Below are 12212 nucleotides of genomic sequence, written 5' to 3' on the forward strand. Positions count from 1 at the left end.
CTATCGGAAATTTGCCTTTCCACAGGTTGCCACGTGGCGTCGGGGAACCTATGTTCCGCTCACCTCACGCTTATTCGATCTCGATGCCAAGAGGAGATGATTTCATGGCCTTCGAACTTCCGGAACTTCCCTACGCCTACGATTCGCTGAACCCTTTCATGTCGGCGGAAACGCTGGAATTCCACCACGACAAGCACCACAAGGCCTATGTCGACAACGGCAACAAGCTGGCCGTTGAAGCCGGCATGGCCGATCTGTCGGTCGAAGATGTCGTCAAGAAGTCGTTCGGCACGCATGCCGGCCTCTTCAACAATGCCGCCCAGCACTACAACCACATCCATTTCTGGAAGTGGATGAAGAAGGACGGCGGCGGCAAGGTTCTGCCGGGCAAGCTTCAGGCTGCCATCGACAGCGATCTGGGCGGCTATGACAAGTTCAAGGCTGATTTCATTGCTGCCGGCACCACGCAGTTCGGCTCCGGCTGGGCTTGGCTTTCGGTGAAGGATGGCAAGCTCGTCATCTCCAAGACCCCGAATGGCGAAAACCCGCTCGTGCATGGCGCTTCGCCCATCCTCGGCGTCGATGTCTGGGAACATTCCTATTACATCGATTATCGCAATGCCCGTCCGAAATATCTCGAAGCTTTCGTCGACAGCCTGATCAACTGGGATTACGTGCTGGAAATGTACGAAGCTGCTTCGAAGTAATCTTTCGAACCGCAATGCCTTTCAAAAAACGCCCGGCCGGTTTTCCCGCCGGGCGTTTTTCATGCAACAGAACCTGTCACAGGCATGTCACGTCTCGGGCCTATCTCGCTTTGCATGTCGCAAGAACCCATTCTCCGCTTCGGCGTCATCGCCGATCCCCAATATGCCGATCTTGACCCCAACCGGGCGCTCGACCGGCATTTCCGCCAAAGCCTTGCCAAGCTGTCGCAGGCCATCGGCACATTCGAGGGCGAGGATCTCGATTTCATCGTCACGCTCGGCGATCTGATCGATCGCGGTTGGGAGAATTTCGAAGCACCGCTCGAAATCTATCGGCGCTCGCGCCATGAATGCCTGTTCCTGCCCGGCAATCATGATTTTCTGGTGAAGCCGGAACGCATAGCCGAGGTCTATGACAAGCTCGGCATGCCATCGCCCTATTACAGTTTCGTGCGCTCCGGCATCCGCTTCATCGTCACCGATTGCTGCGAGGAAAGCCTGTTTGCAACCGCAGCCGATCCGGCCCGGCATGCGAGAGCCAAGGCGCGGCTGGAGCGTCTGGAAGCGGCCGGTGCCCAGAATGCCAAGGATTGGAATGCCGGCATTTCCGAGCGCCAGTTCGCCTGGATTGCCGGCCAGCTGGAAACGGCGCGGGCCTCCGACCAGACAGTCATCGTCCTCGGCCATTATCCGCTTCATCCGCAAACCGACCATGCGCTCTGGGATGCCGGCGCGCTTGCCGAGCTTTTGTCCAGCGCTCCGCATCTGCTGGCCTATCTCTGCGGTCATGACCATCGGGGCGGGCTCGCCAAGGCTGGCCATTGCTGGTTCTTCAACGCCATGGGCATGGTGGATACCGAGGAAGACAATGCTTTTTGCGTCGTCGAAATCCATGCCGATCGCATCGAGATCCGTGGTTTCGGGCGCGAACAGAACAGGACATTGCCTTTGTCCACCCTCTTGCATCAGGAGCGTTCACATCTTGGTGTGCTCGCAAAAACGTCATTTCTTTCAGATGCGTAGGGTGTAATCATTCAAGGGTACAAAGTGCCGCGGGGTCCGTCTGGCGCTGATCAAGGGGAGACTTTCATGAATTTCAAAATGGTAACTGCTGCCGCCCTGGCGCTCTGTCTTGGCGCGAGCGCCGTGTTCGCCGCTGGCGAACCACAGGTCGTTCGCCAGGATCTGATGAAGAAAATCGGTGGCTCGCTCGGTGCGCTCGGCGCCATTGCCAAGGGGCAGAAGCCCTATGACGCCGAAGCGGTGAAGACGGCGCTTTCGACGATCAGTGCCTCTGCCAAGGATTTCCCCAATCATTTCCCGGCCGGCTCTGAAACCGGTTTTGAGACGGAAGCCGCTCCGGCCATCTGGCAGAATATGGCAGACTTCAAGGCGAAGGCTGCAAAGCTTTCCACTGATGCCGATACGGTTCTGGCCGCTATGCCGGCCGATTCCGCCGGCGTTGGCCAGGCGCTGCAGACACTCGGCGCCGAATGCGGCGCCTGCCACCAGCCCTACCGCCTGAAGCGCTGATTTCGCCCTCACGTCTTTGACCGCCGCCCCGGACCTTCCGGGCGGCGGCATTGCCTGTTTTTGTATTTTACCTGATCATTGAACTCACCTGCGAGCGGACATCCCATGGCGTTGAACTGGACCAGAGTGCTAACCGCCGGCGTGGTTCTGGCCGGTCTCGGCGGCGGGCTTGCCTATGCGCTGACCAGGCCATCTGCGCATCCCGCACAATACTGGACTGGGCTCGGGACACCGGATCTGGCGAATGGCGAAACGCTGTTCTGGGCCGGCGGCTGTGCCAGTTGTCATGCGGCCAAGGATGCCGAAGGCGAGGGCCTGAAGGTTCTGTCCGGCGGGCGGGCGCTGCCCACGCCGTTTGGCACCTTCCACGTTCCCAATATTTCGCCCGATCAGAAGGCCGGTATCGGCGCCTGGACGCTGGCGCAGTTCGGCGATGCGATGACGCGTGGCGTGGGCGTCGATGGCGAGCATCTCTACCCCTCATTCCCCTATGGCTCCTATGCGCGGCTGACGGCAAAGGATGTCAACGATCTTTTCGGCTATCTGAAAAGCCTGCCGGCCAATAGCAATGTCGCTGCCGCCCATGAACTGGGCTTTCCCTTCAATATCCGCCTGTCGCTCGGCGGCTGGAAGCTTCTCTATTTCACCGATCAGCCGCGTGTAGAGCTTGCCAATGCATCCGCTCAAGTGAAGCGCGGCCAATACCTGGTCGAAGGTCCGGGCCATTGTGGCGAATGCCATACGCCGCGCAATGTGCTGGGCGGCTTCCAGAGCGGCATGTGGCTGGCCGGTGGCCCGAACCCGGAAGGCGAGGGGCGCATTCCCGATATCACGCCGGGCTCGCAGACGATCGGCGCCTGGAGCGCGGATGAAATCGTCGCCTATCTGGAAACCGGCTTCACGCCCGATTACGACAGTGTCGGTGGCTCCATGGTCGAGGTGCAGAAGAACATGACGCATCTGCCGAAAAGCGATCTCGAAGCGATTGCAGCCTATCTGAAGGCCGTTCCGGCACGGTGACGGGCGAGGTTCGTCCGGCGTTCGACAGGACGGATGCTTGCAATAAGTGCTAGCATAGTTATAATCCGCCCATGAACAACAAGCATCGGCGTGTCTTGCTGTCTATTTTCACAGACCCGGTTTCCGGCTCGATTGCCTGGACCGATATAGAGAGCCTGTTTCAGGCGGTCGGTTGTCGTGTCGTTGAAGGTTCGGGGTCGAGAGTGAAGTTCGAGAAGGACGGGACTATTGCCGCGTTCCACCGACCGCATCCAGACAAGCACGCCAAACGCTATCAGGTCCGGGACGCTCGCCTGTTCCTGACTGAGATTGGAGTGGAGCCATGAACACGTTGACCTATAAGGGCTATGCCGCACGCATCGAATTTGACGGCGATGATGAGATCTTTGTCGGGCATCTGGCGGGCATTGCCGATGTGGTCGGCTTTCACGCAGACACGGTCAGCGGGCTGAAGACCGCCTTTCGCGAGGCCGTCGATGACTATATCGACACATGCCTGAAGCTGTCGCGCACGCCCCAGAAACCCTATTCCGGCAAGGTAATGTTCCGCATTGATCCGCAGGTGCATGCGCGGGCCGCCAAAGCTGCCGAACTCGCCGGCAAAAGCCTCAACGAATGGGCCGGCGACGTGCTGGCCAAGGCGTCGGGAGAGTGAGGGCTGCGCGGGTAGGCAGCTTGGCTGGGAAACGGCAGCTTTGCGCCAATGGCGGCCATTGCACCAACCGCGAAACCGAATACGTTGGGAACGGCCGCTTCGTCGGCGATGTTGCCAGCAGTCGTACCAAGCTCGAAATCGGTGCCCTATGTCTCTTCAAGCCACTAGAGATTTTCTAGAATTCCATTCTCTTCCAATCGATACCCTGACAAGCCTGCTCGAAAGAGCTGAACAACTCGCGGCCGATTGGGATAGCCACACCATGCCGCAAACCTTGAAAGGCAAGCGCATCGGCCTCATCGTTGATGATACAGGATGGCGAAATACTGCCGCCTTCGATCTCGGAGCAAAGGCGATGGGCGGCGTTGTGGTTCAACCACCGATCAGCTTCAACACCAGAGAAACTACTGCTGACCTCGCGGGCTACCTCGACAATTGGTTCGACCTCCTTGTCGTAAGAACAAAGGAACTGGCTACCTTGAAGGAGCTGGCAGCAGCAATGCAGGCTCCCGTCATTAACGCGCGGACGAGGTCCAATCATCCATGTGAAACACTCGGCGATCTGGCCTATGTGAGGAAAATCAGAGGTTCATTGGACACGCTCAAAGTCGTCGGCATTGCCCCTGACGCCAATATTTTGCGTTCATGGGTCGAGGCTTCAAAGACATTGCCGATAAACGTGGTTCAGGTGTATCCAGAGCGGTGGCACGTTACCGACCCAGCACTCATCAACATTAATTTCGAAGTAAGCCAAGATATCCACCACGTCTTAGAGGCTGACGTGATCGTAACAGATTCATGGCCGACGGATGCTCATGATGCTGAACTGATTAACTATCAGGTCACTGCAGCGGTTCTGAACGAATGCAAGAGCAACGCAATATTTCTGCCCTGTCCACCCGTCGCAAGGAACCAGGAAGTGACGGCAGATGCGATGGAACACAGCTCTTGCCAGAGCAGACAGGCAAAAGCGTTCTTGCTGCACGCGCAGAACGCTCTCATGGAATGGGCCACAAACGCATGATGTCCGCTCAGGGCCAATATCAAACATCTCCGTTCACGCAAGCGGAAGTGTGTATGGGCATTGAACGGTGCCTTCCCGGCTCGCACCCACTCCCTACCGAAACTCCGCGCCAAACCCTGCAATCTCCGCTTCCGCTATCCTGACCGCCATCGGCTACGCGCTGGTGCTGAGCGCGATCCTGTCCATTGCTGGCCAGATGGGTGCTGCGCAACATGGCGGCTGGCGCACGGGCCTGTTGTTTGGGCTTGCCGGCTTTGCCTCAGTGATGTTGGCGCCCATGCTGGGCTTGCCGCCGGAACTGCCGGGCTCGCCCGCAGCCCAACTTGGTGCGCGCCAAACCTGGTGGATCGCAACTGCTATTGCCACCGCTGTCGGCATTGCGCTTTTCGCAATTCGCCGAGAGCCCTGGGCGGCCGTTCTGGCTGTGGCGCTGGTCGCTGCGCCGCATGTCATCGGCGCGCCACCGCCGCCGGACGGTGAGCATCCGCTGGCGCCGCTTGCGCTCGAGCGGCAGTTCATCGTGGCGGTCACCGTCACCAGCTTCGTCTTCTGGGCACTGCTCGGGGCCTTGAGCGGCGCGCTGTTGAAGCGTTTTGAGGCCGCGCGGTGACAGAAACCGGTGCGGCCTGGCGCGACGATCTTGATGCACTGCAATTTGCCGTGGCTGATCACGGCGGAGCCTGCCTCATCCATCGTCTCGCCTTCCGCGCCCTTATTGGCATGCTTGTGGGCGGTCCCGCCGCCCACAAGCTTTCCGGCGATCTCAGCCGCGACACCTGCCTTGCCTTTTTCGCTCGCGAGGAACAGGCTTTCCACGCCGCTGCAGAGGCTAAGATTCGGCGGCAATTCATTCCGCCCGGCCGAAACCTGCATCTCAACAGCCGCGATATCCGCCGTGCCATGGCCGGCGATGCAGGTGGAGCCAAGGCCAAAGCCTGCCGCGTGCTCGGCGGGTGAGGGGGTGCCAATCTGGAACAGCGATAGTCGCAATCACAATTTTCTGAGGCGCGAATGGGGAAATTATTAAGAACCACACCCTCAAGATCCAGGGGGTTTTAGCGTCCGCAGGTCGGGACCGCCGCCAACAAGGGGTAAGATGTGCGTTACAGAGAGACCGACGAGCTGTTCAAGACGTTGGTGTTGGAGCTAGCCTCTACATTCACCCCGACGACAATCATGGGGCTGACGATACTGACTGTCGGTCTGTATGCCTATCAGAGCCTTGGCAGCCCCATCCTCTTGCTGGCCACCATCACCGGCATCATTGCATCCATTGCCAAGATCGCCGTGACGTTAGCCCACCGGCGGTCTGACGCGACCAAGCATGCCACTGCCAAGGATGCCGCCCGCTGGGAGATGGCGCATGGGCTGCTGATCTTCATCATCGCCACCTGTGTCGGAACGCTGGCCAGTCTGGTGTTTCACCATCGCGACCTTTCGGTGCAAATTCTGGCGACAGTGCTCGTCTTTGGATATTCTGCCGGTGTGACCGTGCGGGTATCGGTTCGGCCCTTCATTGCTGTTGCTGCGATCATGATTGCAGGTCTGCCCGCCACGATCTCCGTCATGCTGTCGGACGATCCGGCCCACCGGATACTGGCGGCGCTGTGTGTCGCCTTTCTGGTGGCGGCGATCCAGAGCGTCTGGCATGTCTATCGGACGTCCGTCAGGCAAATCGGTCTGCGTCTCGACATGGAGCATCAGGCGCGCCACGATTCGTTGACAGGACTGCGCAATCGCACGGCACTGAATGAGGCATTCAAATCGACTGGCCGCCCCGAGGATTCGCTGACCGGCGTTCATTGTTTCGATCTGGATGGCTTCAAACATGTCAATGACCGCTTTGGTCACGCCGTCGGGGATGAACTGTTGGCGCGTCTTGCCGCCAGACTTTGCGAAACCCTCGTCTCACCCAATATCGCCGTGCGCGTGGGCGGCGATGAATTTGCCGTGCTTCAGCCGGATGTCCGGCATCTCGCTGAAGCCGACGTCCTGGCCAGAAAGATCGTCGATGCTTTGAGCTTGCCGTATCGGATCGGCGGCGAAGAGATCACCATTGGCATCAGCCTGGGCTATACGGTCGCCCTGTCCGGCTCCGCAAAGCTGGAACATATGATGGTGATTGCGGATAAAGCCTCCTATCGCGCAAAGCGCAATGGCGGCGGCATCGACCGCGAAATCCCGCCAGACCTGGCACCCGGCGCATCCCCTTTCGCCGCCTGACCGCCAAAAGCGGACATTGCGCGCTCAGGGCCAATATCAAACATCGCCGTTCACGCAAGCGGAAGTGTGTATCGGAGGAATGCCTGTTCAGCGAACGGCGCCTTCCCGGTTCGCACCCACGCCCTACCGAAACTCCGCGCTAAACCCTGCCATCTCCGCTTCCGCCTCCGGCGTCCACATATCAAGTGCCTTCAGGATCTCCACTGTGAAGGTGAAGGGCGAGGTGCCGGGGGCGGTGATGACACCCTGGTCGGAAACGGCCTTTGGCTGGTCGCGGTAAAGCGCTTCGCCGCGATAGGCGGGATGGGCCTTGTGGGCGGCAAGCGCATTGCCGGTATGAGCCACTTCGTTCAAGAGGCCGGTGGCGGCCAGCGCGCTCGAGGCGGCGCAGATGCCGGCGATCAGTTTTTGCTGCGTGCGGAAGGCAGCGGTGAGGGGGGCAAAGTCGGGGGCTGCTCCCTTTTCCCAGCTCATGCCGCCCGGAATGACGAGCGCATCGAAATCCTTTGGCGAAAGGTCGCCATAGGCGCACTCGGGTGTCACGCGCAAGCCGCCCATCGAGGTGACGGGCGCGCCGTCCGGCGAGGCGGTGACGATCTCGGCGCCCAGGAAGCTGCGGGCAACGGCAGTCAGCAGGCCGATTTCCCAATCGGCATAGTCTTGGGTGAGTGCAATCGCAATCCGGGCCATTCGGGTCTCCTTCTCGGCTGCGGGGTCAGGCAAGTGCCTGCAAAAACCGCATGCCCGTCACCGGGCGGGCGGTGAAATCCATGTTTTCATAGAAGCGATGGGCGGCGAAATTGCCGGTGGCGGCCGAAACGGAGAGGAAATCGCAGCCCTGCGCCTTGGCTGCGGCGCGGGCGCGGTTGACGAGGTGCTGGCCAATGCCATGGCCGCGATGGCCGTCGCGCACGAAAAGCTGGTGCAGGTCCATGCCGCGCTGACCTTCCTGGGCGCGGTAGAGCGGCACGAGTATGGCATAGCCCATCAACTCGTCGCCGGCATCGGCCACCAGCATCTGGATCCAGGGCATGGGGCCGAACAGGTCGCGCTCCAGCGCTTCTGGCGTCATCGCCGCTGCATCGCCGTGATGGGCGGCCAGCTGTGCGATCATGGCATTCAGCTCCGGCAGGTCACGCGGCTTTGCAACGCGGATGTTCACCACGGCCGGGCGGATCAGGGAGATTTCGGTATCTTCAGGCATTTGCGGCGTCCTTGAGGTTTTCTCGTGCCGTCAGGTGCCGTCTTTTAACAACAAAGCCGCCTGACGGCGGCTTGTTGACATTATGATCTGTCCAAGCCGCCCGTTACCGGTAGGCCCAAAAATACGTGGCAGCGATGGGTGCGTGGATGATCATCATGGCACGATCAGTGCGCCAGCTTCGGCGTGATGTCAAGAGGCCGTGTGCCGGGGCGTGAACTTGGCAAATGACATCCGGCACGCTTTCATCCCGCCTCTGAGGTTCTTGCAGGCCTGGATGAACGGCATCGGAACCGGAAAACCGTCTCGGGAGATCGTTGGCCCATCGTCTCGTCATTCATCAAGCGGCGGCACCGGGTTTCCTTGCTTGTCCGTCAGTCGTTTCGCAAAATTCACCTTGGTCAGCATGAGGTCCTTCTGCGTGTAATGCACCACATCATCCGGCGAGCGGGTGCCGACCACCAGATAGGTGGCGTCGCTGCCCGACCGGTTTTCAAGGCAATGGCCAACAGCGATGCCCGCCTTGAAGGTGGCCGCATCGCCGGGCTGCATATCTGTCGCGCTATCGCCTTCCAGAAGCGTCACCGTGCCGGCAAGCATATAGACGAATTCGTCCTCCCGTTCGTGCCAGTGCTGGTGCGAAGAGCGCGCGCCGGGTTTGAGTGTTTCTACAAAGGCACCGAACTGGGTTAGTCCGCCCGCATCACTCATGAGCCGCGCCGTATAGGGGCCAAGCTCTGCGTTATGTCCGCTACCGGTCCATTCGTCCAACGGCGCGTCTTCCTGTCGTATGATCGGCATTTTCCCTCTCAATGTTCGTGTTCGCACAAGCCATGGTCGGATAGCGCGCGGATCACATAGCAATCCTCCACCGTGTGGCCGCCGCAATGGGAGAGGATGCGCTCCAGCTCGTGTTCCAGCCGTTTCAGCTTGTCGATCTTTTCGCGCACCTCCGCCAGATGGATCGCGGCAATGCGGTCGGCGCCGTCGCAGGGTCGGTCGGGATGGCTGCTCAGCGCAATCAACTCGCGAATGCGCTCGATCTCGAAGCCGAGGTCTCGTGCATGGCGGATAAAGGCCAGCCGCTCTACATCGCTGCGACTGTAGCGGCGCTGGTTGCCGTCGGAGCGCTCGGATGGCGCCATCAGCCCCATCTGTTCATAGTAGCGGATAGTCGGCACCTTGACGCCGGTGCGTTTTGAAACCTCGCCGATCGACAGCATTTTTGTGCAACTTTCCGCTTGAAGCTCTAGTCCCTAGAGGGATTATCTGTGCTGTCACCATCAGATTGCAAGGAGAAAGGTGACATCATGAGTGCAGGCTGCGGACACAATCACGGTACGTTCGAGGGGCTTTCGCAAGATTACAAGCGCAGGCTCTGGATCGTTATCGCCATCAATGCGGTGATGTTTGCCGTGGAAATGACGGCGGGCCAATTGGCGCGCTCGCAGGCCCTGCAGGCCGATGCGCTGGATTTCTTCGCCGATGCCGTCACCTATGGCATATCGCTGGCCGTCATCGGCACCTCGCTGAAGGTGCGCAGCCTGGCCGCCGCCGCCAAGGGCATCAGCCTGTTTTTCATGGGGCTATTTGTGTTCGGCTCGACGCTTTACCGGGTGTTTTACATGGGCATGCCGGAAGCGCCGCTGATGGGCGCCATCGGCTTTCTGGCGCTTGTCGCCAATCTTGCAAGCGTGCTTTTGCTCGTCAATTACAAGGATGGCGATGCCAATGTGCGCTCCGTCTGGCTCTGCTCGCGCAATGATGCGATTGGCAATGTCATTGTCATGGTGGCCGCGCTCGGCGTGTGGGGCACGGCCACGGCCTGGCCGGATCTGGCGGTCGCAGGTGTCATGGCCGGGCTTTTCCTGACCTCCTCGGTGCAGATCCTCACGCAATCCTATCGCGAGTGGAAGGCGGGCGGTGCCCTGGCCATTACGCCGGCGCCGGATCATGATCATGCTCACGATCACGACCATGATCATGCGCATGCCGGCACATGCGGTCACGGCCATCATCGCCCCGGTTGATCTTTATCAGCTTGCGCGAATGGAAGCCTCATTATAGGGTAGCCCCCTATTCTATAGTTGAGGTATGTCCATGTCCCATACGCTGCGCGAGCATGACAGGCTTCTGGCCCGCGTCAGGCGCCTGAAAGGCCAGATGGAGGCGGTGGAGCGGGCGCTGGAGGCGCAAAAGCCCTGCGGCGAGGTTCTGCTGCTTCTGTCGTCCATTCGCGGTGCGCTGTCTGGCCTTACCGGCGAGATCATGCAGGAACATCTCGAAGAGCATGTCGTGCATGCCGCAGACGAGGGTGAGCGGGCGGCGGCAGCCTTGGAACTCTCGCAGGCTCTGCGCAGCTATATGCGCGGCGAATGAGACGGGGCGCAGCCTTCGTCTTCACTGTCAAAGGATGAACCCACCATGTCCGCTCCGATCGATAGCTTGAGCCACGACCATGTCTTCTTGGGCAAAGACCATGCCCGCAACGAGCGCAAGGTCTGGCTGGTGATTGCCATTACCGCAACGATGATGGTGGTGGAGATTGCCGCCGGCTCGTTTTATGGCTCGATGGCGCTGCTTGCCGATGGCTGGCACATGTCCACCCATGCCGGCGCCATGCTGATTGCCGCCGGCGCCTATTGGTATGCCAGGCGGTCGGCGCGTGATCCGCGCTTCACCTTCGGCACCGGCAAGCTGGGCGATCTGGCGGGCTTTGCCAGCGCCATGGTTCTGGCCATGGTGGCGCTGCTGATTGCCGCCGAAAGCGCCGTGCGGCTGGCGCAGCCGGTCGAAATCGCCTTCAACCAGGCCATTCTCGTGGCGATCCTCGGTCTTGCCGTCAATCTCGTCAGCGCCTATCTGCTGCGCGATGAACCGCATCATCATGGCCATGGCCATGGGCACGGCCATGCGCATGATCATGATGACCACGACCATGACGATCATGATCATGATCATGATCATCACGACCACCATGATGCGCATGATCATGCCGAGGGCCATCACCATGAGGGCCATCATCACCCCCATCCGCATCCGGTTCATGCGCCCGCGCGCCGCTCGCAGGATCATAACCTGCGCGCGGCCTATCTGCATGTTCTGGCCGATGCGCTGACCTCGGTTCTCGCCATCGTCGCGCTGCTCTTTGGCCGCAGCTATGGCTGGGTCTGGCTTGATCCGCTGATGGGCATTGTCGGCGGTCTGGTGATTGCCCGCTGGTCCTTCGGCCTGTTGCGCGATACCGGACGGGTGCTGCTCGATGTCTCGCCGCGCGGTGGTGCCGTCGCCAAGGATATCCGTGACCGCGTCGAAAGCGACGCAGACCAGATCACCGACCTGCATGTCTGGCAGGTCGGTCCGGGCCATCACGCGGCCATTCTATCGATTGCGGCGCGTGAACCGCAGCAACCGGCGGCCTATAAGGCAAAACTGCGGGATGTCGGGGGATTGTCGCATGTGACCGTCGAGGTCACGCGGGCGGCTTGACGCTGCTGGGGGCAGGCGCTATCGACCACTCACTGCCTGTGTCTCGGGGCTTGGATTGCGTCGCGGCGGTCAGAATTCGGAATAGACGTCTTCCACGCGCTCCAGCGAGGAGGGCGTCGTTTGCAGAATGCTGGTATTCTCGCGTGATGCCGGTGCCTTTTCGCGATTGCCTTCCACGGCCCACAGGGCATTGGCAAGCGATGAGGATAGAAGCGTGCTGCTGCCCGTCATGCCCCAATTGGCGCGCCTGCGGTTTTCGGTCTCCCGCTGCGCTTCGTCTTCGGGCTTGCGCTCGGCGACAAGCGGTCTTCCGGTATATCCGTAGCCGCTGATGGTGCTGTCGATCTGCATGGCATTCTG

The 12212-nt window shown here is 60.3% G+C and carries 17 protein-coding genes and 1 pseudogene; 13 read left to right on the forward strand and 5 right to left on the reverse strand.

Annotated features, from left to right (window positions below; translation table 11 throughout):
- Window positions 1-104: 104 nt before the first annotated feature.
- From E8M77_RS18060 to E8M77_RS18105, 10 genes and pseudogenes are all read left to right on the forward strand, one after another.
- Entirely contained in the window at window positions 105-707 is a 603-nt protein-coding gene (locus E8M77_RS18060) for a superoxide dismutase (protein ID WP_137132026.1), read from the forward strand.
- A gap of 114 nt (window positions 708-821) precedes the next feature.
- The gene (locus E8M77_RS18065; RefSeq protein ID WP_137132027.1) at window positions 822-1730 is read left to right on the forward strand and encodes a metallophosphoesterase; all 909 of its coding nucleotides are present in this window, start codon (window positions 822-824) and stop codon (window positions 1728-1730) included.
- 66 nt (window positions 1731-1796) lie between these two features.
- Window positions 1797-2240, forward strand: coding sequence for a cytochrome c (locus E8M77_RS18070; RefSeq protein ID WP_137132028.1), 444 nt, complete (start codon window positions 1797-1799; stop codon window positions 2238-2240).
- A gap of 105 nt (window positions 2241-2345) precedes the next feature.
- Window positions 2346-3260, forward strand: coding sequence for a cytochrome c (locus tag E8M77_RS18075; RefSeq protein ID WP_137132029.1), 915 nt, complete (start codon window positions 2346-2348; stop codon window positions 3258-3260).
- Between the two features lie 71 nt (window positions 3261-3331).
- Entirely contained in the window at window positions 3332-3586 is a 255-nt protein-coding gene (locus E8M77_RS18080; RefSeq protein ID WP_137132030.1) for a type II toxin-antitoxin system HicA family toxin, read from the forward strand.
- The gene (locus tag E8M77_RS18085) at window positions 3583-3915 is read left to right on the forward strand and encodes a type II toxin-antitoxin system HicB family antitoxin (RefSeq protein ID WP_137132031.1); all 333 of its coding nucleotides are present in this window, start codon (window positions 3583-3585) and stop codon (window positions 3913-3915) included. Before E8M77_RS18080 ends, E8M77_RS18085 begins: the two co-directional genes overlap by 4 nt.
- 148 nt (window positions 3916-4063) lie before the next feature.
- The gene (locus E8M77_RS18090) at window positions 4064-4939 is read left to right on the forward strand and encodes an ornithine carbamoyltransferase (protein ID WP_137132032.1); all 876 of its coding nucleotides are present in this window, start codon (window positions 4064-4066) and stop codon (window positions 4937-4939) included.
- 127 nt (window positions 4940-5066) lie between these two features.
- A pseudogene (locus E8M77_RS18095) lies at window positions 5067-5549 on the forward strand (CbtA family protein); the annotation flags it as partial.
- Window positions 5546-5896, forward strand: coding sequence for a hypothetical protein (locus E8M77_RS18100; protein WP_137132034.1), 351 nt, complete (start codon window positions 5546-5548; stop codon window positions 5894-5896). The pseudogene E8M77_RS18095 and the gene E8M77_RS18100, both read left to right, overlap by 4 nt.
- Window positions 5897-6037: 141 nt before the next feature.
- A complete protein-coding gene (locus tag E8M77_RS18105; RefSeq protein WP_137132035.1) occupies window positions 6038-7162 on the forward strand; it encodes a GGDEF domain-containing protein in 1125 nt (374 codons plus the stop codon).
- Between the two features lie 123 nt (window positions 7163-7285).
- Here the strand turns inward: E8M77_RS18105 and E8M77_RS18110 are convergent, their stop codons facing one another.
- From E8M77_RS18110 to E8M77_RS18125, 4 genes are all read right to left on the reverse strand, one after another.
- On the reverse strand, window positions 7286-7852 hold the full coding sequence (locus E8M77_RS18110; protein WP_137132036.1) for a type 1 glutamine amidotransferase family protein: 567 nt from the start codon (window positions 7850-7852) through the stop codon (window positions 7286-7288).
- 25 nt (window positions 7853-7877) lie between these two features.
- Window positions 7878-8366 carry a GNAT family N-acetyltransferase gene (locus tag E8M77_RS18115; RefSeq protein ID WP_137132037.1) on the reverse strand — a complete coding sequence of 163 codons (489 nt, stop codon included), beginning with the start codon at window positions 8364-8366 and terminating at the stop codon, window positions 7878-7880.
- Between the two features lie 330 nt (window positions 8367-8696).
- Window positions 8697-9164, reverse strand: coding sequence for a cupin domain-containing protein (locus tag E8M77_RS18120; RefSeq protein ID WP_137132038.1), 468 nt, complete (start codon window positions 9162-9164; stop codon window positions 8697-8699).
- Window positions 9165-9172: 8 nt separating this feature from the next.
- Entirely contained in the window at window positions 9173-9586 is a 414-nt protein-coding gene (locus E8M77_RS18125; protein ID WP_137132039.1) for a helix-turn-helix domain-containing protein, read from the reverse strand.
- Window positions 9587-9673: 87 nt separating this feature from the next.
- Between E8M77_RS18125 and E8M77_RS18130 the strand changes: the two genes are divergently transcribed.
- The 3 genes from E8M77_RS18130 (at window position 9674) to dmeF (ending at window position 11852) form a co-directional block, all read left to right on the forward strand.
- Window positions 9674-10393 (forward strand): cation transporter, encoded by a 720-nt coding sequence (locus E8M77_RS18130; RefSeq protein ID WP_137132040.1) that lies wholly within the window; start codon window positions 9674-9676, stop codon window positions 10391-10393.
- Between the two features lie 70 nt (window positions 10394-10463).
- Entirely contained in the window at window positions 10464-10742 is a 279-nt protein-coding gene (gene dmeR / locus E8M77_RS18135) for a Ni(II)/Co(II)-sensing transcriptional repressor DmeR (protein ID WP_137132041.1), read from the forward strand.
- Between the two features lie 45 nt (window positions 10743-10787).
- Window positions 10788-11852: a CDF family Co(II)/Ni(II) efflux transporter DmeF gene (dmeF, locus tag E8M77_RS18140; RefSeq protein WP_137132042.1), complete on the forward strand. Its 1065-nt coding sequence runs from the start codon at window positions 10788-10790 to the stop codon at window positions 11850-11852.
- Window positions 11853-11921: 69 nt separating this feature from the next.
- Here the strand turns inward: dmeF and E8M77_RS18145 are convergent, their stop codons facing one another.
- Complete coding sequence (locus E8M77_RS18145; protein WP_137132043.1) at window positions 11922-12203, reverse strand: hypothetical protein; 282 nt, start codon at window positions 12201-12203, stop codon at window positions 11922-11924.
- Between the last annotated feature and the right edge of the window lie 9 nt (window positions 12204-12212).

Origin of the sequence: Rhizobium sp. FY34, from assembly GCF_005222845.1 — a bacterium.
Taxonomy (GTDB): domain Bacteria; phylum Pseudomonadota; class Alphaproteobacteria; order Rhizobiales; family Rhizobiaceae; genus Neorhizobium.